Below are 24,519 nucleotides of genomic sequence, written 5' to 3' on the forward strand. Positions count from 1 at the left end.
CATCAATTCCTTTTCCACCTCGCGGATATATCCTGCACATAGTTTCAGATGACGTGTCAGGATACACAGATGCCCCAGACCCCTTCTCTTCAAGCTAACGGGTCAACTGCCAAATCAGGCAGGAACGCCATCTCCCCAATGCTAACCACCCGCCCCGAGCCGGAGGTAGAACCCGCTTGTGCCCATACCACAATAGAGCAAGCATTGGACAAAGGCCTCAAAGCGACCCAAGCGAAATTCACCGGCGGTTTGTCCCCCATCGCACTTGCAGCGGCTTATGCCGATTGGGCACTGCACCTATCCTCTGCACCCGGCAAGCAGCTTGAATTGATAGAAAAGGGTGGCAAGCAAGCATCTCGCTTTGCCAATTACGCGTCTACTTGCGCTCGCACTCCGGACAGTGCGGCACAATGCATCACGCCCCAGCCCCAAGATAAAAGGTTTGCCAGTGACGCGTGGCAGAAGTGGCCCTTCAACGCCATGTCTCAAGCGTTCCTGTTGCAGCAGCAATGGTGGCACAACGCAACAACCGGCGTCAAAGGTGTGACCCCCCAGCATGAAAACGCAGTCACCTTTGGCGTGCGGCAAATGCTTGATGTCTTCTCGCCCTCCAACTCCCCCCTGACAAACCCTGAAGTACTGGCCAAGACCTTCTCAGAGGGTGGGTTGAACCTTGTGCGGGGGTGGCAGAATTTTATCGAGGACACGACACGCGTCAATTCCGGACAACGCCCCGTCGGTCTGGAAGCATTCGAAGTGGGCAAAACCCTTGCCACTACCCCCGGCAAGGTCGTGTACCGCAACCGCCTGATCGAGCTGATCCAATACGCGCCTGCGACCGATAAGGTGCATCCCGAGCCGATCCTGATCGTGCCTGCATGGATCATGAAATACTATATTCTTGATCTGAGCGAGCAGAACTCACTTGTACGTTTTCTGACGGCACAGGGGTTTACCGTCTTTATGATCTCATGGCGCAACCCCGATGCCAGCGACCGCGATATGGGAATGGATAGTTATCTATCGTTGGGTGTTATGGATGCACTCGATGCCGCTACGGCCATAACCGGGGCCAAGCATGTCCATGCTTTAGGCTATTGCCTCGGCGGAACGCTACTTTCCATCGCGGCTGCCGCCATGGCACGTGATGGTGACACACGGCTCAAGACCCTCACCTTTCTGGCCACCCAGACCGACTTCACCGAAGCGGGTGAGCTGATGCTATTCATCAACGACAGCCAACTGGCATATCTTGAGGATGTGATGTGGGACAAAGGCTATCTGGACACCAAACAGATGTCGGGGGCGTTCCAGCTTTTGCGCTCGAATGATCTGATCTGGTCGCGGGTGATCCATGAATACCTGATGGGCGAGAGGACACCGCAAAATGACCTGATGGCTTGGAATGCCGATGGCACCCGCATGCCTTACCGAATGCACTCGGAATACCTGCGTCACCTGTTTCTCAAGAATGATCTGGCCGAAGGGCGTTACCACGTGGGCGACCGGCCTGTTGCCCTTGCCGATATCCGCGCGCCCGTTTTTCTGGTCGGGACCGAGCGGGACCATGTAGCCCCGTGGCATTCGGTTTATAAATTCAATCTACTGTCGGATACCGATGTGACCTTTCTGCTCACCAGCGGTGGCCACAATGCGGGTATCATTTCAGAGCCGGGGCATCCGCACCGTCATTTCCGAATGCATACCAAGACCAAGGACGCCCCCTATGTTGATCCCGAAAGGTGGGTTGCACAGACCCCGCAGGTGGACGGATCATGGTGGACTGCCCTTGCAGAGTGGCTTGGCAAACAATCCGGCACGCCCATGGCTCCACCGCCGCTTGGCGATGCGCAAAAAGGATATGCACCACTGGAAGATGCCCCCGGCACTTATATTTATCAGGAGTAAAACACGATGCTAGAGAACCTGTTGCGCGGCAAACGCGGGCTTGTCGTGGGTATCGCGAATGACCACTCAATCGCTGCGGGCTGCGCTACGGCGCTTCATGCGGCCGGGGCAGAGCTGGCCGTGACTTATGCCAACGACCGCTCGAAACCCTACGTCGAACCCGTGGCAACCAAAGTGTCGGCACCGCTTTTCCTGCCGCTGGACGTCGAAAAAGACGGCCAGATGGAGACCGTATTCAAAGCGATCGAGACCGAATGGGGCAGCCTCGATTTCGTCGTGCATTCCATCGCCTACTGCCCCAAAGACGACCTGCACGGCCCTGTCTCGCATTGTTCGCGTAAGGGGTTTGCACAGGCTATGGATATATCTGTGCATTCGTTGATCCGCATGACCCGTCTGGCTGTCCCTTTGATGCAAAACGGCGGCAGCATTCTCACGATGAGCTATTATGGTGCGGAAAAGGTTGTGGACAATTACAACATCATGGGCCCTGTAAAATCCGCACTTGAGGGCACTGTACGCTACCTCGCAGCCGAACTGGGGCCAAAACAAATCCGCGTCAACGCCATCTCGCCCGGACCGCTGCAAACCCGTGCAGGATCGGGCATTGCGCATTTTGACGATCTGCTGGAGGCCGCCCGCGAACGCGCCCCCGAACATACACTTGTCAGCATCGAGGACGTTGGCAATATGGCTGTAGGTCTGGTCAGTGACCTGTCAGATAAAGTCACCGGCAATACATCTTACGTCGATGGCGGCTACCATATACGCGGCTGATTGCTCTTTCCCCCAAACAGGTAAATCCATGCAGTACATCGAAAACAAGACATTTTCAGAGCTCAAAATAGGCGATAGCGCCGAACTGACCCGAACGCTCAAGCCGCAGGATATCGAACTTTTTGCTGTGATGTCCGGCGATGTGAACCCTGCGCATGTGGACGCGGAATACGCGCAATCGGATATGTTTCACAAAGTCATCGCACACGGCATGTGGGGCGGCGCGCTGATCTCGGCGGTGCTGGGCACCGAATTGCCGGGGCCGGGGACGATATATCTCAACCAGAACCTCAGCTTCCGCAATGCGGTGGGTCTGGGCGATACGGTGACAGTGCGCGTGACAGTCGCCGCGCTGGAACCTGCGCACCGTCATGTCACATTTGATTGCATATGCCTCAATCAAAACGGGGAAACCGTCATCGAGGGTCAGGCGCTGGCCATTGCACCCTTGGAAAAAGTACGCCGCCCCAGAACCGTCTTGCCCGAGGTGCACTTGCACAGCCGCGGTGAGCGGTTCGAAAAGCTGATGCAAACAACAGCCCCCCTGCCCGCGGTCCCTACGGCCGTTGTACATCCTTGTGATGCTCTTTCGCTTGAGGGCGCGCTAGAGGCCGGAGCACGCGGTATGATCATACCCGTACTGGTCGGCCCCCGCACCAAGATCGAAACCGTCGCCGCCGGCCTAGGCCGCGATCTGTCCGGCGTCGAGATCGTGGACACACCACACAGCCATGCCTCTGCCGAACAGGCCGTTGCACTGGCGCGGACCGGCAAGGTGCAAATGCTGATGAAGGGCAAGCTGCACACCGATGAATTGCTTGGTCCTGTCGTGGACAAGACCACCGGCCTGCGTACAGAACGGCGGATGAGCCACGTCTTCGCATTAGACGTGCCATCATACCCCAAAATGCTGATGATCAGCGATGCCGCGATCAATATCTTTCCCGACCTGGAAACCAAACGCGATATCGTTCAGAACGCTATCAACCTTGCCCGTGCGCTGGGTATTTCGCGGCCCAAGGCCGCCTTGCTTTCTGCGGTAGAGACTGTGACCTCCAAAATACCCTCAACGCTGGACGCAGCCGCGCTATGCAAGATGGCCGATCGCGGGCAGATTACCGGCGGGCTGCTGGATGGACCTTTCGGTTTTGACAACGCCGTATCCAAGGAAGCAGCCACAACCAAGGGGATCCTCTCAGAGGTGGCCGGAGATCCGGACATCCTGATCGTGCCCGATCTGGAATCCGGAAATATGATTGCCAAACAGCTGATCTATATGGCCGGTGCAGATGCCGCAGGTATTGTTCTGGGGGCGCGAGTGCCAATCATCCTGACCAGCCGCGCCGACGGGGTGCTATCGCGCCTGGCCTCTGCTGCGATGGCCCAGCTTTATGTGCATCACAATACCAAAGCCGCCGCGCCATGAGCGGCGTCATCCTAACGATCAACTCCGGATCATCGAGCGTGAAATTTGCGGTCTATGCGGTGGACGACCCGGACGCGCCCGCCCTGATCACCGGCAAAATAACCGGTATCGGCGGCACTCCGGCTTTTGCGGCGCGTGATCCGGCGGGCACCGCATTGGAGCCCGGTGCCTTTGCCAATCTCGATCCGGCCATTGACCAAACACGCGTCGTCGCATTGCTTCTGCCATGGGTCCAAGCGCATCTCGGCGATGATGCCGTTCAAAGCGTCGGTCACCGCGTTGTCCACGGCGGGCAGCATTTCGATGGCCCCATGCGGGTCACGGATGATATCCTGCAACAATTGGAGGCGCTCTCTCCGCTTGCGCCTCTGCACCAGCCCAGCAATCTGGCAGCCATCCGCGCTGTTGCACAGTGGCAACCTGATCTGCCGCAAATTGCCTGCTTTGACACCAGTTTCCACCGTAGCCAACCCCGACTTTCACAGCTTTTCGCCCTCCCCCGCGCGTTAAGTGACGAGGGCATCCTTCGCTATGGCTTCCACGGTCTGTCCTACGAATATATCGCCAGCGCCCTCCCCCTGCATCTGGACACTTCTACACAGCGACGCGTTGTAGTTGCCCACCTTGGCAACGGCTCCAGCATCTGCGCGATGAAGGATCTGAAAAGCGTTTCCACAAGCATGGGGTTCACGGCGCTGGACGGGCTGATGATGGGGCGTCGCTGCGGCACGCTTGATCCCGGTGTGGTCCTGTATCTGATGCAAGCCAAGGGTATGACAGCACCCGATATCGAAGACCTGCTCTACCGGCAGTCGGGCCTTCTTGGTGTGTCGGGCATCAGTAACAATATGCAAGAGCTGCTGAACAGCGATCACCCGAACGCGCGCGAGGCCGTAGATCTTTACTGCGCGCGGGCTGCCCGTGTTCTTTCGGGCTTGCTGCCGGCCATTGGCGGGCTTGACGCTTTGGTCTTTACGGCCGGCATCGGTGAAAACGCCGCAGAGGTCCGTGCCAAAATCTGCGCGCAACTAGGCTGGCTCGGCGTTGAGATTGACGCACAGTCCAACGCAGCCCATGCGGCTGTGATCAGTCCGCAGTCCTCTGGGGTTCAGGTCCTTGTGATACCTACCGACGAAGAGGCCATCGTCGCGCGCGCCTGCCGTTCGCTGGCAGGCTAAAAGCCGCCGGTTCTTTCGATTTCTTCGCGCTGATTGACCCATGTCAATACGCGCCCGTGCCTCGGGTTCATACTGAGGCCAGTACTCGCGATTTGTTGAGCACCCTCATTCACCGGAATCGAAAGGACATAACATGGCTAACAACCCAACATCCGTATCGGCACTCCAGAAAATCATGCAATCCGCACAAGCAGCGATGGCCGCCGCTCCCGTGATGGGGCATCAAAGCAAGCACTTCTGGCAGGTGCAGGACAACACGCTGAGCGAGCTGGAAGAATTCTCCAAATCCTGGTTCAAGCGCCGTCACGCAGCGACCCAATCCGCGCTGGAAAGCTGCCGCGAGATTTCAGAGCAGGTCACCAATGATCCCGCCGCCGCTGTGACGCGGTGGAGTGAGTGGCAAAGCCAATCAGTCAAACGCCTCGCCGAAGACGCACAAGCCTTCTCCGAAATGATGACAAAATGCATTGGCAACACAGTCAGCAATGAAATCGAGGCCGCAGAGGAATCTGCCGAGACGACCAAGCGGGCCATGAAGCAAGCCGCATCAAAGCCCGTTTAACACCCCCCTTTACCGCCAGGCCCGGCCAAAGGGCTTGGCGAAATTTCAAGGACATGAACCATGAAAAACTCAACCATCCTCGTCATCCTCGGCAAGGATTACGACACCGGTGCGCTTGAAAAAAAGCTTGAGACGATCCGCGCCATCCCTGCCCATGCCGCCATTCTGGTGGTGGGTGAAACCCCCGACTATCCCTATTATGCGTTCAGCGTTCCGATGTACGGCGGTGCCGTTTTTCCTGATGAGTGGCAAGAGGCCGTGATCTCCGGCACGCAAACGATCAAGCAAAAGGCTCAAGAGATCGAACAGCTTTTGCAGAAACATGATGTGTCAGGCGATGTGACCCACGTAAATTGCGAACCTGCCCGAATTTCGGATGCCGTCGCGCGGCGCGCAATGCTGTGCGATATGGCGATGGTCTGCGATGACCTTCGCGAGCCACAAAGCATGTTCCGTCAGGTTGTCTACGGCATCCTGTTCGATTCACCCGTGGGCGTTATTCTGAACACACAAGAACCCGATAAGGCGCTGTCGGCGCAAACCATCTTTGTTGCATGGAACAACCACCCCCATTCCGCCCGCGCCATTCAGCAAGCCCTGCCAATGCTCCGCGCGGCCAAGGAAGTAATTATTGGCACCTTCGATCCCGTGATGTCCGAATACCGCGATGGCGAAGAGCCGGGTGCAGACGTGGCCACATGGCTCTCACACCACGGTTGCACCGTGACCGTGCGCCAATTCCCCAGCGGCGGGGTCGAGATCGGTACAGCGATAATGGAACGCGCGAAAGAAGCTGGTGCTGATCTTGTTGTGATGGGCTCTTATGGCCATTCGCGGACCCGACAGGCGATCTTTGGCGGTACCACACAGACGCTGATCACCCAGACGGAACAACCGGTCTTTTTGGCGCATTAATGCAGCAAACAGAAAGCCGTATCTAAAGCAGGGCGCAGGTTGCAAAGCAGGCTGCGCCCTGCTGCTTTACCGGCCCCTCCCTTCCCTCGGATATGATCACTAATGCAGTCAGGTTACGCGTTCGGGCCCTCCACACCCTCAATGGGCGGGTGTGATACTGCGCGAAATCAGGATCAGCGCGATGCCTGTGCTCAAAAAATCAATCCCGACCAACAACCCCACGACCACAGCAGAGGCTTCGGGCAACGTGACAAGGATCATCACCCCCAATGCGAGACTGATCAGCGCCGATAAAAAGCTCCAGATCCACCCATGAGCGGGACGCATCCACAGGGCAAAGGCGACCTGCCCAGTGCCTGTCAACAACAGAACAAAGGCAATGATCACCGTCAGCGTCACCAGCCCCTCCAGCGGGTACACCACAAACAGCAAGCCAACGACCAGAGGCAGAAGGCCCGCAAGAAGCTGCCAGATAAACATACTCGTTCCACGCAGAGAGTAAGCGCCAGCGATTGTCACAACACCCCCCAGCACCAGCAGCCAGCCGATAAACACGCTGACCACAACAGAACTGAGCATGGGCATCATCACTGCGACAAAGCCAAGCACCGTCATCACCAACCCGCCCCAGAACAGGCGTTTGCGAAGTGATGCTATCAACGTATGAAAGCCACCTGAAATCGGTGTGTTTAAGTCTGAAGTCATGGGGTATCCTTTCTGCGACGCTATGTTCGCTAATATCCGGTTTGCCGTGATGCTTTGGGTCAGGCTCGTTTAGAAATCCTCCATCGGGATAACCACAGGCCAGACATGCTCAAGCGCGCGCAAGCGCTGTTTGAGACGGGCGTTCTCCTCTACCAGCGACAGCACCAATGCGACCCCCGCCGTGTTGAGGCCCAGATCGTCCTGGAGGCGTTGCACCTTGCGCACCACTGTGATGCTCACGCTGTCAAACCGCCACATCCGCGGCGTTGCCCCTTGGGGTTCAAGTATCCCCTCCTCGACCAGTGTGATGACCCATTCCGCATGCGATCCGCAGATGCGGCACAGCTCGTTGAGGGACAACTCGGACACCAGTTCACTCACCGGGACAAGATCATTATGGGCTGTCATGGTCTAACCTCCTATGCTCGCACGCGGATCGAATGACGTCTCACGGGCTAGTTCTTCGTATAGGGCACGGGCCTTGTCGCTCTCGGTCGGGGGAACAACAATTTTGACAACCGCATAAAGATGACCCGCAGGTTTGGCCGGAATACCCCGCCCCTTCAGCCGCAACTTTTTGCCCGACTGCGCGTGCTTGGGGATGCCCAACTCGACGATGCCGGCGGGTGTTTTTACGCTAACCTTTGCGCCCAAGGCGGCCTCCCACGGGGCAATGGGCAGGTCCATATAAACGTCTTTACCCTCGACACGGTAGGGCGGTGCATCGCGGATTGCGACTTCGAGGAACAAATCCCCTGCCTTGCCGCGCCCCACACCGGATGCACCTTTACCGGCGAGGCGGATCTGCTTTCCTTCGGTCACCCCTTTGGGGATCGAGACACGCACCCTGCGCTCACGCATCACAAGACGGCCCTCCGCATCCAGTTCAGGCGCGCTCAGTGAGAAATCCCGCGTGCCGCCATTGTAGGCTTCGGCCACATCAATCACGATCTTGGCGTGGTGATCCTGCCCTGCTGCATGATACTGCGGGCCACGGCGCGCGCGCGGCCCCTGCCCCCCGCGCGCTGTAAACAAATCCTCAAAAAATGAGCTGAACGCCTCGGGGTCGGCCTCGGTATAGCCCCCGCCGGAAAACTCGAACCCGTTGTCCCAGTCAGGCGGCGGGCGGAACTGTTCACCTTCCTTGTGATCCGCGCCCAACTGATCATAGGCACCGCGTTTTTCAGGGTCTTGCAAAACCTCATACGCCTCACTGACTTCCTTGAATTTCGCTTCGGCTTCTGCCGCATCAGGGCCGCTGTTCACATCAGGATGATACTTACGCACCAGCTTGCGGTAGGCGCGCTTGATCTCGTCTTGCGCTGCCGTCCGGTCGACCCCGAGAATCTTGTAATAATCCTTGAATTCCATAATCTTGCCTTGCCATCGCTTGGGAAATTCATCCGACCCTGAGCCATTAGATAAGCCTGTTTCAAAGCGCCTGCATTGATCTAGCGCAATTTGCGGCACCGGCTTTGCCGCCAAAAAATGCGCAGTTCATTCAAGCCGATCAGCACAGCCACCAATCAATAACGCTTCACCTCTAGGCGCAAATTTCATTATCTGCATGGTATTGAGCAGCGACAGCTGTTTAGGTCATGGCAATCCCCCCCCGAGCCATGCACAATATGTCCTCGCATAAACCCGACCGGAGTTCCCCGATGACCAGCCCATTCTACGATACAAATGAAATCAGAGCCGCCTTTTCCGCTGCGATGTCGACCATGTACCGTGCCGAGGTCCCCGCCTACGGGCAGCTCATCAATATCGTGACCGAGGTGAATGACACGGTTCTTGGCGATGGAACGGCGACTGCCCTGAATCTGACACCGCAAGAAGACGTTGACCGGATTGCACAAGAACGACACGGGGCCATCAGGCTTGGTACCGCGCAAGAACTGGCCATGATGGCCCGTGTTTTTGCCGTGATGGGGATGTATCCAGTCGGATATTACGACCTCTCGGTTGCCTCGGTGCCCGTGCACTCCACCGCCTTCCGCCCAGTCAAACGTGCCGATCTTGCGGCCAATCCCTTTCGGGTCTTCACCTCATTGTTGCGGCTTGAGCTGATTCAGGATGCCGAGCTGCGCGAAAAGGCGGCCGATGTCCTCGCCCAGCGCCAGATTTTCACCGACAAAGCCATTGAGCTGACCGAAAAATCCGAACGTGACGGCGGGTTGAACAAGGCAGATGCCGACCGGTTTGTTACCGAAGCGCTTGAAACCTTCCGCTGGCACTCGGACGCCTGCGTAGATGCACAGACCTTCAATGCGCTGATCAATGCCCACCGGCTGATCGCGGATGTTGTTTCGTTCAGAGGGCCACATATCAACCACCTGACGCCACGCGTTCTGGACATTGATGCGGCTCAAGAAGCGATGATTGCCCAAAATCTCCCCGCAAAATCAGTGGTCGAAGGACCGCCGCGCCGCAACTGCCCTATCTTGCTCAGGCAGACGGCCTTCAAGGCGCTCGACGAACAGATCCGCTTTCCCCAAAGAAACGGCACATCGGACAGCGGCAAACACACAGCCCGATTTGGCGAGATCGAACAACGTGGTGTCGCACTCACCCCCAAGGGCCGCGCGCTATACGACCAGCTGCTGGCAAAGGTCCGCGCCACGATCACCCCTGCTGCAGATGGATCAAATGCAGCAGCCTATGTCGCGCAGCTGGAACAGGTCTTTACCGAATTTCCCGACAGCTGGCGCGAAATGCACGACCAACAGCTTGCCTATTTCAAATACGACCTTGCTGACACCTCGTCACGCTGCGGTGCCGATGTCGAAATCAAAGAGCTTTTGGATCAGGGTGTGCTCTCTATCAGCCCCGTCATCTACGAAGACTTTTTACCTGTCAGTGCGGCGGGGATTTTCCAATCAAACCTTGGCGATGATGCACAAGACAACCAGCAATCCGCATCAAGCCAGGCGCAATTCGAAACAGCGATGGGATGCAAAGCTATGGATGAATTCGCCCTCTATGCCGCTATTCAATCTGACTCCCTTGCCCATTGCATCAAACAACTTGCTATGGATTAACCGCCCCTTGTCCTTGCCAGATCGTGACAAATGCCGCTCAGGCAAAGCCCCGCACCCGAACTCATTTCGCAACAGACACTTGCGCTTGTACGAAAGAAAATTAACTTCCTTCCAGTGGGTTACAGAATTGTCTTGTTCCTGCGCGACATTGAAGGAATAGCCGTGACAGAGGTGGCAAAGATGTTGGACCTGAATAAAGTCAATGTTCGCATACGCGCGCACCATGCGCGTGCAGTTTTGGAAAAACGGCTCGACCCTTTGTTCCAGCGGGGTGCGCTATGACCTTTATGACACAAGACCGCATGAGGCGTATTCAGGGTGTTGTTTTCAAGCTTCCCGGAATGATCACCTGCGAGGTTTTTGAGGGGTTCATGGACGCCTACCTCGAGGGCAGGCTGCCTGCCCGCCAGAAGCTGCTTTTTGAAATCCACCTGAAAGTCTGTAAACCCTGTCGGCAGTATTTATCGGATTACCGTAAAATGCTGACCACGACACAGGCATTAGCACAGCATGAAAAAGACGCGCTGGAAAACGTCCCCGAGGATTTGATCGCCGCCGTTCTCGCCGCGCAGCCAGCCGAAAGCAGATGAGCTGCAGTTTTTGATAATTTCTTTGTAACTTTTGTGACCCATCAAACATCTAAAGCCGACAATGCCGCTGCATTGCGCTTTTTGAGGACGGGTTTCCAATATGTTATCAAGGACAATCACTATTGGTTTGCTCAGCTTTCTTACGTTGATCGACCTCTTCGGCTCTCAGGCTATTCTCCCCCAGCTCACCGCGTTTTATCAAACAGACCCTGCCGCAATGGGTCTGGCTGTGAATGCGTCGACCTTCGGGATGGCAGCCGCAGGGCTGGTCGTGGCCCTGTTCAGCCGCCGGATTGACCGCGTAAAAGGCATCTGGCTCAGCCTTGCACTGCTTTCTGTGCCCACAACCCTTCTGGGCTTTGTCGATGACCTGACCTTTTTCACATGGTTGCGCATTGCACAGGGCGCGCTGATGGCCACGGCCTTTACCCTCACAATGAGTTATCTGGCCGAAGAATGCAGCGCCGCCGAAGCCGCCGGCGCAATGGCCGCCTATATCACGGGCAATGTCCTGTCGAACCTTGTGGGACGCCTGATGGCCGCTAATTTTGCGGATTGGTTCGGCCTGTCGATCAGTTTCTGGCTATTTGCCCTGCTCAACCTTGCAGGGGCTCTGCTGGCCTACCTGTGTCTTGCCCAAAGCAAAACGCGCATCACTGAAACAGGCGGGCCGTCGGTCATGCAGGTGTGGAAAATCCACCTGACCAACCCGCGCCTACAAGCCAGTTTTTTGCTGGGGTTCTTGATCCTGTTCATCTTCCTATCTGTCTTTACCTATGTGAACTACGTTCTCGCCGCGGCCCCGTTTTCGCTGGATGGCAAACAACTTGGCCTTGTCTATTTCGTCTTCCTTCCGTCCGTCTTCTCGACCCCGCTGGCCGGTAAGATCACAGCCGCACGGGGCAGCTATTTTGCTTTTGCAGCCTCGATGGGGCTGGCGTTTGCGGGGCTTCTTGCCCTGCTGTCCAGCTCGCTCACGGTGCTGATGATCGGACTGGCTGCCATCGGTGTGGGTACGTTTTGCGCACAGGCCACAGTTTCGGGACAGATCGGCGCGGCCGCAACCGCCGACAGAGCCACCGCAAGCGGGCTTTACCTGACCAGCTATTATTTCGGAGGTCTGATCGGCGCCGCCGTGATTGGCCGTGTGTTTACCGCCAGCGGATGGAGCGCAGTGATCTACACCCTGCTGGCCGTGACCCTTGTCTCGATCATCGCCGCGCGGCCACTGGGCCGGCCCCTGCCTACCACCGATCAATAGGTCTGACCCCTTTCTTCAGTCAATGAAATCCAAATTCGAAACCTAAAATACGGAGCATCAAAATGGGCGAAACAAAAACAGCAGTTGTGACAGGGTCCTCCAGCGGGATCGGCCTTGGCATTGCTAAAGGACTGGCCGCCGAGGGCATGAACATCGTGATGAACGGTATCGAAGCCCCCGAAGATGTCGAAACTGCCCGCCAAGCGCTTGAAACGGAATTCGGCATCAAAGCCGCCTATTCGCGCGCCAATATGATGACGCCCGAGGGCGCAAAGGAACTCATCGCCTTTGCCGAACAAAGCTTTGGCCGCGTCGACGTGCTGGTGAACAATGCAGGCATTCAATTTGTCTCACCCGTCGAAGAATTCCCCGATGAAAAATGGCAGGCGATTATCAACCTCAACCTCTCGGCCGCCTTCTATACGACAAAGGCTGCCGTGCCTGGCATGAAAAAGCGCGGGTGGGGCCGGATCATCAACATCGCCTCGGCCCACGGCCTTGTGGCCTCTCCGTTCAAATCAGCCTATGTCGCCGCAAAACACGGCATCGTCGGCTTTACCAAAACCATCGCCCTCGAGACCGCCGAACACGGCGTGACCGTCAACGCGATCTGCCCCGGCTATGTCTGGACACCGTTGGTCGAAAAACAAATCCCCGACACGGCCAAAGCACGCGGCATGACCGAAGAACAGGTCAAACGCGATGTCCTGCTGGCTGCACAGCCCACCAAACAATTCGCCACCGTCGAGGAAATGGCATCTCTTGCGGCCTTCCTGTGCAGCGATGGCGCCAAATCGATCACCGGTACCGCCCTGCCCGTCGATGGCGGCTGGACCGCCCATTAATCCGGTCAAAACCAACAAAGGAAGCATCCCATGAAAAGCATCACAATCATGAGCGCGGCAATTGCAAGCGCCGCCAGCGCTGTTTTTGCCTATGATCTGACAGGCGTCCCGACGCAGGAAATCCTTGGCCTGACGGGCCCGACCAAGGGTGCATGGCTCAACGCCAAAGTCGTCGCCACACAACCGCTCGAGACCGAAGGCATCGCCGCACTTGCCGGGCGTAACCTGCGCACACGGTTCTGGGCCATTGGCGGGCCCGATGGCATCGTGCCCATCCACGAACACTCCGAACGGCCTGCCATGTTCACCGTCGCCTCGGGCGAGGTCTATGAATACTCCAGCCTCGAGGATGAACCGATCCTGCACAAAGCGGGCGGTTTGGCCAAAGAATCCGGCGAGCTGGCCCATTGGTGGCACAATGGCGGCGACGAGACCGTGCATCTGATCGCATTCGACCTGCAACCTGTCGCCGATGATTTTGCCGCCGTTCCCGTCAGCCCGATCCCCGCGGCCCCTGATTTTGATCTACCCGAGGCCAAAGGCGTGCAGCATGATCTGCTTGGCGTGGTAGACATTGGCGCACATTTCAACGGAGCCTATGGCGAGGACTGGGCACTGACAACATACCGCACCACAATCGAACCGGGCGGCGTGTTTCCCGATTTCACCAAACAAGGCGAGCCATTGCAGGTTTTCGTATGGGCCGGTGAGGTGCAAGAGCATCGCTCGGACATTGCCGTTCCCGTCACCCTCCCCCAACGCGAAGGCAGCAATCTGGCCAATGGCGCAACCGCCTATTGGACAAACACCGGTGACACCAACGCCGAGCTTTATTTCGGCGTCATCGAACCGCTGAGCGAAGTTGAAGGCATCACCCCTGTCGGAATTCTGGCCCATGGCGAACATTGAACCCGTAAACGACCCCGAACCACCGCGCAAAACCGGCCCGAAACCCTCAAAAAGGACATCACAGATGGCCAAAACGAAAAAGATCAACCTAGCGCTTCAGGGCGGCGGGTCACATGGTGCCTTCACATGGGGGGTTCTTGACCGGATTCTCGAAGACGGCCGTCTGGAATTCGCAGCCATCTCGGGCACCTCGGCTGGGGCGATGAACGCGGTGGTTTGTGCGGATGGTTTGATGAAGGGCGGCAATGATGGCGCGCGCGAAGCGCTTGAACATTTCTGGTCCGAGATGAGCAAAACCGCCAAAACCAGCCCGATCCAGCGCGCACCGTTTGACGTGTTTATGGGCAATTGGAGCCTCGAGAACTCACCGGGGTATCATTTTTTTGATGCGCTCACGCGGATCATGTCACCCTATCAAACGAACCCGTTCAACATGAACCCGCTGCACCGGCTGATCGAAGAGGTTGTTGATTTTGAACGGGTGCGGGCCTGCGATGCGACCAAATTGTTCATCTCGGCCACCAATGTGGAAACCGGCCGCGTCAAGGTGTTTGACCCCCATAAGCTCACGGCGGATATGGTCATGGCCTCGGCCTGCCTGCCCATGGTATTCCAAGCCGTCGAAGTAGACGGCGTGCCCTATTGGGACGGCGGCTATATGGGCAATCCTGCCCTCTTTCCGTTCCACACCCAGACCGATTGCTCTGATATTGTTGTTATTCAAATCAACCCTGTCGAACGCGCCGGTGCCCCCCGAACAGCACAAGACATCATGAACCGCGTGAACGAGATCAGCTTTAATTCCAGCCTGCTCAAAGAGCTGCGCTCGATCGACTTTGTCTCACGGCTTATCCGTGAAGGGAAACTGTCCAAGGAAGAATACCGCGACACCCGTATTCACATCATCGAAAATCAGGATGCCCTGCTGCCCCTCGGTGCCTCGTCCAAAATGAGCGCGGAATGGGCCTTTTTGACACATCTGCGCGATTTGGGTCGTAAAACAGCGCAGAGCTGGCTCAGTGCAAATTTTGACCATATCGGCACCAAGGCGACCGTCGATATCTCGAAGCTGTTTCAGGGCATCGGCCCCGAGCATCAAGGCTAGTCAAAGCACCACACTTCGCTAATCAAATCGGGCCTCCCGCTCCGGATGCCCGATTTGACCGGTTGTGCGACCACCCATGTCATAAAAACCGGCCGCTATCCCTTGGCGCACTCGTCCCCCGACAAAGGCCGTGCAAACCGCCCTGCCTTGCGCCGCTTCAGCCGGTCGGGCCAAATGTTTCGAAATGGATCCGGCTTTCCGCCACACCTGCCGCTTCCAAGCCGTTGCGCAAATCGGCCAGAAAACCCGCAGGGCCACACAGCATATAATGGGCGTTTTCCCCCGCGTTGATCTTGAGCACATCATCCACGGTTATCCGCCCTGCCACGTCGTAGTCGCGGCCCGATACATCACCGGCTTCGGGCTGGCTGAAATAGATACGTTTGCGCAACTGCGGGTTATCCGACACCAGCTGCGCCACCTCTTTGCCCATTGCATAATCCGCGCCACTGCGCGCTCCGTGCACATACCAGACTGATCTGTCGGGCACCTGTGCATTGGCATATAGCGCCGATATCATGGGCGTCAGACCCACGCCCGCGCTCACCAGAACCAGCGGGCAGTCGTTGTTCGGCACGACAAAATCCCCCGACGGTGCCTGTGCCTCGATCACGCCGCCGATATGTAGCTTGTCATGAAAGAATCCAGACACCAGCCCCCCCGCCTCGCGCTTCACGCTCAGGCGGTAATGCGCCCTGTCATCGGGTGCGCCCGACAGGGAATAGCTGCGCTTGGAGGTCCCGACCTGACCGGGGATCTGCAGCTCGACCGGCAAATGCTGGCCCGCCCTGAACGGCGTCAAAGGCCGCCCGTCCACGGGTGCGAAATAGAAGGACGTGATGTCTTTGCTCTCTTGCTCGCGCCGCGCCAGCTTCAACCGGCGTGACAGATGCGCCTGTTTGCGCCACCGCAGACCAACCGCGCCCGGACGCTCCAAAACCGCGTCAATCTCTACATCAATGACGCGGTAAGCATCAGGATCCTGCGCACCGCGGGGCGTCCAGTCAATCGTCGCGCGGCCCGACACATGCAACAGCCCGCCAGTCTCGAAATCAACGAACAACAGCCCCACCCGAGGATCACTCAGCAGATTGCCAATCGTGTTGAAAAAATTATTGCCGGCGTAATCAGGGATTTGCAGATGTGTGCCATCAACCACATGCACAAACCCCGCCGCACCGCCACGGTGCGAGGCATCAAACCCGTTTGACGCCGCCCCCGCCTGCCCCTGATGGCCCGAACCGATGAACATCGTATCCGACCTGCCAATCAACGCGATCTGCTCGGGCGCAAGCGCCGTGCTGCGCAACACAGCGCCCGCATCCCCCTTGGGGGCACGGGTCCAGACCCGTTCATGTATATACTGCGGGCAATTGCCAAAGCTTTGCCTGATATCAATAACATACCCTGCGTCCCGCGCATGCATCACGCCGCTGAACCGGTTGCGCCGCCGCGAGGCAAGCTCGATCCCGATCACCCCGATATCTGTCCCCTGTGAAAAGGCCTCTGCCAACGGGTCCTCAGGATCAACCACCGTCGCCAGCTCTAACCGGCGCGGATCGGGCGAGGTTACAAACCCCTCCGCCCCGTCAATCGCCGTGATCCACACTTGCCCCGCCGCATCCGCGCCCGAGACCACCAGAAACGGCAATCCGCTGTGAAACACCCTGTGTTGTTCCGGCAGATAATCGCGGACAAACCCGCCCGCCCATTCGGCGACATTCCCCACGCCGGCACGCGCCTGCGCTTGCAACTCACCCTCGTGAAACGGATTTGCCCAATTCATAGCGATAGTCCTCTCGGCGCGGTTCAGACCAGTTCGGGGATGGCAGAGCGGGCCATGCCAACGAATTTGGGCAAAGCCTCGATACGGGCAAGCCAGCTACGCACATTCGGATAGGGAGCCAAATCAACGCCGCCCTCGGGCGCATGAGCGATATAACTATAGCCTGCCACATCCGCGATGGTTGCAGTATCCGTGGCCAGCCATGTCCGGCCCTCCAGATGGGTCTCCATCATGGCGAACAGATCATGTGCCTTACTGACAGCTGCAGCATGATCATGCGAGGTGCCGAATACCTTTACCAATCGCGCCGCACAGGGGCCTGCATAGATGTTATCGGCTGCCACGGTCAGCCAACGCTGCACCTCGGCCGCGTCCTTTGCCTCTGCGGGCATCCAGTCTGATCCTTTGGCATAGGTCTGCACCAGATACACCAGAATCGCGTTACTATCGGCCATCGCATAGCCATTGTCATCAATCGCAGGGACCAAACCGAACGGGCTGATCTTGAGGAACTCGGGCGCCTTATGGGCCCCATTCGCCATATCCAGATCAATGATCTCATAAGGCAGGCCAAGCAGCGCAAGCATCAGCTCGACGCGGTGGCAATGGCCGGATTTAGGGTTGCGGTACAGTTTGATGGGGTTTGTCATGGACAATATCCTTTGAATGAAAACGGTTTAAAGCCCAAGGTCGCTCAGACCGGGGTGGTCATCAGGGCGGCGCCCCAATGGCCAAAGAAACTTGCGGTCCTCCGCGCGGATCGGTTGTTCGTTGATCGAAGCATGGCGATGGGCCATGTAACCGTTCTCGTCGAACTCCCAATTCTCGTTGCCATAGGCACGGAACCAATTGCCGATGTCATCGTGGTACTCATAGGCATAGCGCACCGCGATGCGATTGCCCGCAAAGGCCCACAGCTCTTTGATCAAACGGTAATCCAGCTCCTTGTTCCACTTGCGGGTCAGGAATTCTTCAATCTGCGCATGCCCTTGGGGGAACTCGGCCCGATTGCGCCATTTGCTATCCGCCGTATAGGCCAGCGTGACTTTCGCCGGATCGCGGCCGTTCCAGCCATCCTCGGCTAAACGGACCTTTTCGCGGGCTGTCTCTTCGGTGAAGGGCGGCAGCGGGTGGCGTGGTGCAACGCTTGTCATGTCAGAATATCCTCTCAAAATCCGTTAGCGGGGCGGTGCAAAATGCATTTGTGCGGCGCTTGGGCCTTGAACCGAATATAGATCAAGCGCATTTTCAAAATAATAATGCTATTTTGAAAGTCATTATTTCAGATAATGACATAAGTAGGGAGCCAGCATGGACCGCCTCCAATCTCTCGAAGTCTTCGTTGCCGTCGCCGAAGCACAAAGCTTTGCCAAAGGCGCACGAGCCTTGGGCATCAGCGCCCCCTCTGCTACGCGCGGCGTGAATGCGCTTGAGGAACGCCTTGGTGCCCGCCTATTCACCCGCACCACACGGGCCGTTCGCCTGACCGATATTGGCCATGCCTATCTCGAAGATGTGCGCGGCATTCTCGAAGACCTCACCAGCGCAAATGATACTGTCAGCGGGGCCACCGGACACCCCAAAGGCATGCTGCGCCTGACCTCACCGGTCGAGTTCGGGCGCATATATGTCGCCCCGATGATCGCGCGATATCTTGACCGGCACCCCGACGTGACCGCCAGTGTGATGATGGTGGACCGTGTTGTGAACATTCTCGAGGAAGGGCTGGACATCGGCGTGCGCATCGGCCCGTTGCCATCGTCGGGGTTGATGGCGGTCAAGGTCGGCCATGTGCGCCAAGTCGTCTGCGGCGCGCCTGCCTATTTTGAAAAACACGGCATCCCGCAAACCCCGTCCGAGTTGATCCATCATAAAATCGTATCGGCCACCAGCCGGACCCGACAGGAGGAATGGCGGTTTGGCCGCAGCCGCGAGATCTCCGCAAAAATCGTGCCACGCCTACAGGTCACCAGCATTGCCGCTGCCACCACATTGGCCGCCTCCGGTTGGGGGTTAACGCGTGTCCTATCCTATCAGATCGGCCCAGAAAGCCTGTCGGGGAGTTTGCAAATCGTCCTCGAAGACTATGAGCCAGCCCCCCTGCCCATCCATCTGGTCCATCATGAAGGGCGCAGGGTCTCGGCAAAGTTGCGCAGTTTTCTGGACTTTGCCCGTGACGAGCTCAGGCAATCGCCCGTGCTAAATGGCACCGATCACAGCGCTGCGGTATAGATCGCGCGGGCATCCGCCTCGGTCACTTTGCGCGGGTTGTTCACCAACAACCGCGTCTGGTTCATCGCATCACGCGCCAATAGCGGCACATCATCCGCCGTAATCCCAACCGCGCGCAGCCCAGAGGGCAACCCGCAGCGCGCGGACAAAGCCGCCAACGCATCGGCAAATCCAGCGGCGGCCTGCGCTGTCTCCAATCCTCCCAATTCGGGAAAGGCAATCGGCCCCAACCGGGCATAGGCATCGGGCGCGGTCACCGCATTAAACCGGATCACATGCGGCAAAACCAATGCATTGGACAGGCCATGCGGCACTTTGAAATGCCCGCCTACCGGATAGGCCAGCGCATGTACCGCCGCCACCGGCGAATTGGCAAAGGCCTGCCCCGCCAGCAGCGACCCCAGCAACATATCCCCCCGTGCCTCCATATCATGCGGCACCTGCACCGCGCGCTCCAACGCCGGTGCCATCAGCCGCAACGCCTCACAGGCCAATGCGCGGCTCACCGGGTTGTTGTTCGGGCTGGCCGATGCATAGGCCTCAATCGCATGGACCATGGCATCCACCCCGGTCGCCGCTGTCACGGCCGCAGGCAGATCACGGGTGAGTTCAGGATCAAGCAGGGCAAGATCAGGAATAATCATCGGGCTGACCACGCCCATTTTCTCGCTCGCACCTGTTGTCACAATCGAGATCGGCGTGACCTCACTGCCCGTGCCTGCCGTGGTGGGCACCGCAATCAACGGCAGACGCGGCCCCTTGGCCATGCCCACACCATAAACGTCACTTAAACTTTGCGTCCCTGTGGCCAAAAGTGCGGCAAGCTTGGCCACATCAATTGACGACCCTCCGCCAAGGCCGATCACACCGCTCATGCCTTGCGCCGCCGCGACCGCTGCGTGGATCACCGCCTCTGGCGGATCGGCCTGCACTTCCGAGAATACCGTGGCGCGAACCCCCGCCTTTTCCATACAAGCCACCGCCCGCTTGACGATCCCCGTGGCCATCATCCCCGGATCGGTCACCACCAGCACACGGTCCCCGCAGACAGATTTGGCAATATCCCCCAATTCATCCAACAGCCCCGCGCCCATGCGGATGCTTGGCGTCGTGTTGAAAATAAACGGTTTCATAGCACAGCCCTTTCCCGACCCTTGTACAGGTCAAACATCCCACGCGCCCGGCACCGGCGTGGCATCAACGCAACGCTAGCGGGCCTGTATCAAACACACAACCGTCGCGCGTATCATCGCCAGCTTCGCCTCTCACAGGCCCCAAACAAAAGCCGACAGGGCTGTTCCGTCCTGCTCCCTTTGGCCCCGGCCTGCGCGACAGCCGCTTTTTTATCACGTTGCGTCACCTTTTAATCACGGCACTTGAGTGAACGCCCTACTTTCGGCCATGGTATCCCCTAAGCTGCCCTTCAAGTGGCATCTGTTAACAGCCCCATAATAAAAACAGGGCAAATCTTCTGGGGAGGAGATATCTATGAAGCAAAACATCATCGTAGTCGCAGGACTACTGGCATCGACAACATCCGCATATGCGGCAGGTCTCGACCGTTCGGGTCAAGACATTGGCGTGTTGTTCGAGACCGGCAACCACCTTGAATTCAGCGCGGCCACCATCAGCCCTACTGTAGACGGCAGGAACCGCGACGGATTTGGTCCATTCAGCGGCATCAGCATCAGCGATGTTGCAGACACTTTCCAGCTTTACTCCTTTGGTCTCAAGTACGAATTGAATGATCAGCTGTCTTTCGCCGTTGTCGTGGATCAGCCCTATGGCTCTGACGTGATCTACCCCGGCGATCCGACGACCACCCTTCTTGGTGGAACCGGTGCCACAGTCGACAGTTTCGGCATCACCGCGCTGGCCCGTTATAAGTTCAATGAAAACTTCTCCGTCTACGGCGGTGTAAAGTATCAGGAAATCTCGGCCAATGTGACCTTGGGCGGTCAAGCTTTCGGCGGCCTGAACGGCTATGAAGGCGACTTTGATTCCGATGGCGGCTTTGGCTATGTGCTGGGTGCAGCTTATGAAATCCCCGACATCGCCCTGCGCGTGGCCCTTACATATCAGTCAAAGGTCAAACACAACCTTCGCACCACCGAAACCATCAACGGCGTACCTGTTTCCCTCATCCCTGGTTTGGGCCTTTCCGAGACCAGCAACACAAGCGTTGATACCCCTGAAAACATCAGTCTCAGCTTCCAATCCGGCGTTGCAAAAGACACGCTTGTCTTCGGTAACATCCGCTATTCGAACTACGATCAGACCGTTGTACGGCCTGCCGCCTTTACCACTTTGGCGGGCGGCAATGCTCTGACCGATCTCGAGAATGCATTTGATATCGAACTCGGCATCGGCCGTCGCTTTAACGAGAAATGGTCCGGCAGCCTTGCCGTGGGCCTGACCACCAGAGGCGATGATGATTTCGTCTCCCCGCTCGATCCCAGAAACGGCTCGCAATATATCTCCCTCGGTGCCAAATATGACGTGAACGATCGGGTCGCCGTGTCCGGAGGTATCCGCTACACCAAATTGGGCGATGCGATCGCGTCACCCGGTGGCAACCCCGTTGCTGACTTCAATAACAACTCCGCCGTCTCCTTCGGCCTGAGCATCGGTATCAAGCTTTAACAAACGCGGCCCTGCGGCCTTCGGGTCGCAGGGAGCCACATTCCAAAGGCCGCCCCTATTTCCGAGGCGGCCTTTTTATATGTGCAAACAAAAACAGCGCGCGGTCCGATGACCGCGCGCTGTTTGCATTCCTGGCAGCACGATATGCCACCCGTAAACCGCTAGGGTTTAAGCGATTTTAACCTGTGAACCGATAGGCGTCAGAGCGAAAAGCTCTTCGATCTTTTCATTGTACAGACCAATACACCCGTCCGATGACTTGCGCCCAATCTTGCGTGTATCATGGGTCCCGTGGATCAGATACGCAGGCCATGTCAGATACATCGCATGGGTGCCCAGCGGGTTATCAGGGCCGGGCGGCATATAAGTCCAGCCAAAGCGCTCTACCATTGACTGTGTCGGGGTCCAATCCGGTCCGACCTTCTTGCGCACAACCTTGGTATAGCCACGGCGCGTCAGCTCATCCGTGCGCGGCACAGACGTCGGGTAGATCCGGTAATCAGACCCATCCGCGCTCCAGTAATGCAGCGCACGGGAGTCAGTATCCGCCAGAATTGTCACAACGCCCAGCGCGTCAAAGTGATCACGCCAGTCTTGCGCGCTAAAGCTCGACGCATTGCGGCGGCTTGGCTCGGCGGGCTGGTCGCCCAATGACTGGGCCCGTACCAGACCCGGAAGTGCAAAAGTGCCTGCGGCGATCAAGCCGGTTTTCATGGCCCCACGACGGGTTAGTTTGCTCATCTCAATTTCCTTTTTTCCGCTCGGGTTGAGTCGTCGTTAACCCGACACATAACCTGCGGATAAAGGAATTGAATGGGGCACGCGCTTCACATCACCGTGTAAATGCACAATAGGTCAGATTCCGCCTAAACCATGCCCCCACAACTCTATTATGTGGCCAACTTGCCTCTTTTAATGGCTCCCCAGAATACCTGTGCGCACACGGTAATCGACCGCAAGCTGGTAATCAGGGTCATCATCACTGTCGATCATCAGATGGCCTGCCTTGGTGAGCAACGCATGACAATCGCGCGTCAGATGGCGCAGCTCGATCCGCTTGCCCGCCCCTTCATATTTCGCGGCTATCGCCTCGATCGCTTGCAAGGCCGACTGATCCACCACGCGGCTGTCTTCAAAATCGACAATCACCACGGCTGGATCACCGGCCACGTCGAATAACTCTGAAAACCCTTCGGCAGAGCCGAAGAACAGCGGCCCTTGTATCTGATAGACTTTCGCCCCTTCAGGTGTGGTATAAGTCTTCGCATGGATGCGGCGTGCGTTGTTCCACGCATAGGCCAGCGCGCTCACAATCACACCTACAACAACCGCCACGGCAAGGTCTTCATAGACCGTCACAACAGTCACCAGCAGGATCACAAACGCATCAATCAGCGGCACTTTGCGCAGGATCGTCAGACTGTTCCATGCAAATGTCCCGATCACCACCATGAACATCACACCCACCAATGCGGCCAGTGGGATCAGCTCGATCAACGGTGCGGCCACCACGATAAACAGCAGCAGGAATACCGCCGCAGCAATCCCTGCAACCCGCGTGCGACCACCGGATTTCACGTTGATCATGGATTGCCCGATCATCGCACAACCGCCCATGCCACCAAAAAAGCCTGTCACAGTATTCGCCACGCCTTGCGCGATACATTCCTGTGACGCCCCCCCGCGCGAGTTGGTCATGTCGCCCACAAGGTTCAGCGTCAGCAGGCTCTCGATCAGACCAATCGCCGCAAGGATCACGGCATAAGGCGCGATGATATACAGCGTTTCGAGGTTGAACGGCGCCAACGCAGTACCGTAGAGCCCCTCACCCGTGCCAAACGGATTGTGGAAACTTGGCAAACCGCCTTGAATTGACGCCAGATCGCCAACGCGCGGAACATCCATACCGGTGAAAATCACCACAACGGCCACAATCCCGATACCTGCAAGCGGCGCAGGGACAAGTTTGGTCACACGCGGCATGACCCAGATAATCGCCATGGTCGCAGCCACCAGCGCCAGCATCAGGAACAACGGCGTGCCCGACAGCCACTCACCGCCCGACATGCCATGACCGGTATCAACCATGGAACCGGGCACTTTGAACTGCCCCATCTGCGCAAGGAAAATCACAATCGCCAGACCGTTCACAAAACCAAGCATCACAGGATGCGGCACCAGCCGGATAAATTTACCCCACTGCATAACGCCTGCAAACATCTGCAACAGGCCCATCAAAATCACCGTGGCGAACAGATACTCGACCCCGTGCTGCGCCACCAAAGCGACCATCACAACCGCCAGCGCCCCCGTCGCCCCCGAGATCATCCCCGGCCGGCCACCAATCAGCGCCGTGATCAGACCCACCATGAACGCCGCATAAAGGCCCACCAAAGGATGCACCCCCGCAACAAACGCGAATGCCACCGCTTCGGGCACCAGCGCCAAGGCCACCGTCAATCCCGACAACAGCTCAATCCGCATCCGGCCAACCGAAAATCCGTCCGCCCCCATCCAGCGCAGATCAGTCATATCTGTCGTTCTAAGGGATTGGGCAAAACTTTTAAAATAGGCACGAACCATGGGCGGCTTCCTGTCTGCTTGTCTGGGAGTCATAAGATGTGCACAGGCACGTT

At 57.6% G+C, this 24,519-nt stretch carries 23 protein-coding genes; 14 read left to right on the forward strand and 9 right to left on the reverse strand.

Annotated features, from left to right (window positions below):
• Positions 1-138: 138 nt before the first annotated feature.
• The 6 genes from ABJM03_RS11605 to ABJM03_RS11630 all read left to right on the forward strand — a co-directional run bounded on the left by ABJM03_RS11605 (position 139) and on the right by ABJM03_RS11630 (position 6,766).
• Positions 139-1,908 carry an alpha/beta fold hydrolase gene (locus tag ABJM03_RS11605; protein WP_348417661.1) on the forward strand — a complete coding sequence of 590 codons (1,770 nt, stop codon included), beginning with the start codon at positions 139-141 and terminating at the stop codon, positions 1,906-1,908.
• 6 nt (positions 1,909-1,914) lie between these two features.
• Positions 1,915-2,685, forward strand: coding sequence for an enoyl-ACP reductase FabI (gene fabI, locus ABJM03_RS11610; protein ID WP_348417663.1), 771 nt, complete (start codon positions 1,915-1,917; stop codon positions 2,683-2,685).
• 28 nt (positions 2,686-2,713) lie between these two features.
• On the forward strand, positions 2,714-4,111 hold the full coding sequence (locus tag ABJM03_RS11615) for a bifunctional enoyl-CoA hydratase/phosphate acetyltransferase (protein WP_348417665.1): 1,398 nt from the start codon (positions 2,714-2,716) through the stop codon (positions 4,109-4,111).
• A complete protein-coding gene (locus tag ABJM03_RS11620; protein WP_348417666.1) occupies positions 4,108-5,289 on the forward strand; it encodes an acetate/propionate family kinase in 1,182 nt (393 codons plus the stop codon). Before ABJM03_RS11615 ends, ABJM03_RS11620 begins: the two co-directional genes overlap by 4 nt.
• A 133-nt stretch (positions 5,290-5,422) precedes the next feature.
• Positions 5,423-5,851, forward strand: coding sequence for a hypothetical protein (locus tag ABJM03_RS11625; protein WP_348417668.1), 429 nt, complete (start codon positions 5,423-5,425; stop codon positions 5,849-5,851).
• A 60-nt stretch (positions 5,852-5,911) separates the two neighbouring features.
• A complete protein-coding gene (locus tag ABJM03_RS11630) occupies positions 5,912-6,766 on the forward strand; it encodes a universal stress protein (RefSeq protein ID WP_348417669.1) in 855 nt (284 codons plus the stop codon).
• Positions 6,767-6,904: 138 nt separating this feature from the next.
• On the opposite strand, the gene ABJM03_RS11635 is transcribed toward ABJM03_RS11630, so the two are convergent.
• The 3 genes from ABJM03_RS11635 to ABJM03_RS11645 form a co-directional block, all read right to left on the reverse strand.
• Positions 6,905-7,471 (reverse strand): DUF308 domain-containing protein, encoded by a 567-nt coding sequence (locus tag ABJM03_RS11635; RefSeq protein ID WP_348417670.1) that lies wholly within the window; start codon positions 7,469-7,471, stop codon positions 6,905-6,907.
• A 69-nt stretch (positions 7,472-7,540) separates the two neighbouring features.
• Positions 7,541-7,879 carry a chaperone modulator CbpM gene (locus ABJM03_RS11640; RefSeq protein WP_348417672.1) on the reverse strand — a complete coding sequence of 113 codons (339 nt, stop codon included), beginning with the start codon at positions 7,877-7,879 and terminating at the stop codon, positions 7,541-7,543.
• A 3-nt stretch (positions 7,880-7,882) separates the two neighbouring features.
• Positions 7,883-8,842, reverse strand: coding sequence for a J domain-containing protein (locus tag ABJM03_RS11645; protein WP_348417674.1), 960 nt, complete (start codon positions 8,840-8,842; stop codon positions 7,883-7,885).
• Positions 8,843-9,132: 290 nt separating this feature from the next.
• On the opposite strand from ABJM03_RS11645, the gene ABJM03_RS11650 reads away from it, so the two are divergent.
• From ABJM03_RS11650 to ABJM03_RS11675, 6 genes are all read left to right on the forward strand, one after another.
• Entirely contained in the window at positions 9,133-10,512 is a 1,380-nt protein-coding gene (locus tag ABJM03_RS11650) for a VOC family protein (protein ID WP_348417675.1), read from the forward strand.
• A gap of 278 nt (positions 10,513-10,790) precedes the next feature.
• Positions 10,791-11,102 (forward strand): zf-HC2 domain-containing protein, encoded by a 312-nt coding sequence (locus ABJM03_RS11655; RefSeq protein WP_348417677.1) that lies wholly within the window; start codon positions 10,791-10,793, stop codon positions 11,100-11,102.
• 100 nt (positions 11,103-11,202) lie between these two features.
• A complete protein-coding gene (locus ABJM03_RS11660) occupies positions 11,203-12,363 on the forward strand; it encodes an MFS transporter (RefSeq protein ID WP_348417679.1) in 1,161 nt (386 codons plus the stop codon).
• Between the two features lie 62 nt (positions 12,364-12,425).
• The gene (locus ABJM03_RS11665; protein WP_348417681.1) at positions 12,426-13,208 is read left to right on the forward strand and encodes a 3-hydroxybutyrate dehydrogenase; all 783 of its coding nucleotides are present in this window, start codon (positions 12,426-12,428) and stop codon (positions 13,206-13,208) included.
• A gap of 30 nt (positions 13,209-13,238) precedes the next feature.
• Positions 13,239-14,117, forward strand: a complete 879-nt coding sequence (locus ABJM03_RS11670; RefSeq protein ID WP_348417683.1) for a hypothetical protein — start codon at positions 13,239-13,241, stop codon at positions 14,115-14,117.
• A 64-nt stretch (positions 14,118-14,181) separates the two neighbouring features.
• Positions 14,182-15,222 (forward strand): patatin-like phospholipase family protein, encoded by a 1,041-nt coding sequence (locus ABJM03_RS11675; protein WP_348417684.1) that lies wholly within the window; start codon positions 14,182-14,184, stop codon positions 15,220-15,222.
• Between the two features lie 157 nt (positions 15,223-15,379).
• Here the strand turns inward: ABJM03_RS11675 and ABJM03_RS11680 are convergent, their stop codons facing one another.
• From ABJM03_RS11680 to ABJM03_RS11690, 3 genes are read right to left on the reverse strand one after another with little or no spacing between them, the layout of a single operon-like run.
• Positions 15,380-17,008, reverse strand: a complete 1,629-nt coding sequence (locus ABJM03_RS11680; protein ID WP_348417685.1) for a pyridoxamine 5'-phosphate oxidase family protein — start codon at positions 17,006-17,008, stop codon at positions 15,380-15,382.
• A gap of 23 nt (positions 17,009-17,031) precedes the next feature.
• Positions 17,032-17,658 (reverse strand): glutathione S-transferase, encoded by a 627-nt coding sequence (locus ABJM03_RS11685; RefSeq protein WP_348417687.1) that lies wholly within the window; start codon positions 17,656-17,658, stop codon positions 17,032-17,034.
• Between the two features lie 27 nt (positions 17,659-17,685).
• Positions 17,686-18,162, reverse strand: a complete 477-nt coding sequence (locus tag ABJM03_RS11690) for a nuclear transport factor 2 family protein (RefSeq protein ID WP_348417689.1) — start codon at positions 18,160-18,162, stop codon at positions 17,686-17,688.
• Positions 18,163-18,319: 157 nt separating this feature from the next.
• Here ABJM03_RS11690 and ABJM03_RS11695 point away from each other — a divergent pair, with 157 nt between their 5' ends.
• Positions 18,320-19,240: a LysR substrate-binding domain-containing protein gene (locus tag ABJM03_RS11695; RefSeq protein WP_348417691.1), complete on the forward strand. Its 921-nt coding sequence runs from the start codon at positions 18,320-18,322 to the stop codon at positions 19,238-19,240.
• Here ABJM03_RS11695 and ABJM03_RS11700 read toward each other — a convergent pair.
• A complete protein-coding gene (locus ABJM03_RS11700) occupies positions 19,222-20,373 on the reverse strand; it encodes an iron-containing alcohol dehydrogenase (protein ID WP_348417693.1) in 1,152 nt (383 codons plus the stop codon). The genes ABJM03_RS11695 and ABJM03_RS11700 overlap by 19 nt on opposite strands.
• 355 nt (positions 20,374-20,728) lie before the next feature.
• On the opposite strand from ABJM03_RS11700, the gene ABJM03_RS11705 reads away from it, so the two are divergent.
• Positions 20,729-21,883, forward strand: coding sequence for an outer membrane beta-barrel protein (locus ABJM03_RS11705; protein ID WP_348417694.1), 1,155 nt, complete (start codon positions 20,729-20,731; stop codon positions 21,881-21,883).
• Positions 21,884-22,051: 168 nt separating this feature from the next.
• On the opposite strand, the gene ABJM03_RS11710 is transcribed toward ABJM03_RS11705, so the two are convergent.
• Both ABJM03_RS11710 and ABJM03_RS11715 read right to left on the reverse strand, forming a co-directional pair.
• Complete coding sequence (locus ABJM03_RS11710) at positions 22,052-22,624, reverse strand: L,D-transpeptidase (RefSeq protein ID WP_348417695.1); 573 nt, start codon at positions 22,622-22,624, stop codon at positions 22,052-22,054.
• A gap of 171 nt (positions 22,625-22,795) precedes the next feature.
• Positions 22,796-24,466, reverse strand: coding sequence for a SulP family inorganic anion transporter (locus ABJM03_RS11715; protein ID WP_348417697.1), 1,671 nt, complete (start codon positions 24,464-24,466; stop codon positions 22,796-22,798).
• Positions 24,467-24,519: the final 53 nt, after the last annotated feature.

It is taken from the genome of Sulfitobacter sp., assembly GCF_039977885.1.
Taxonomy (GTDB): Bacteria; Pseudomonadota; Alphaproteobacteria; order Rhodobacterales; family Rhodobacteraceae; genus Sulfitobacter.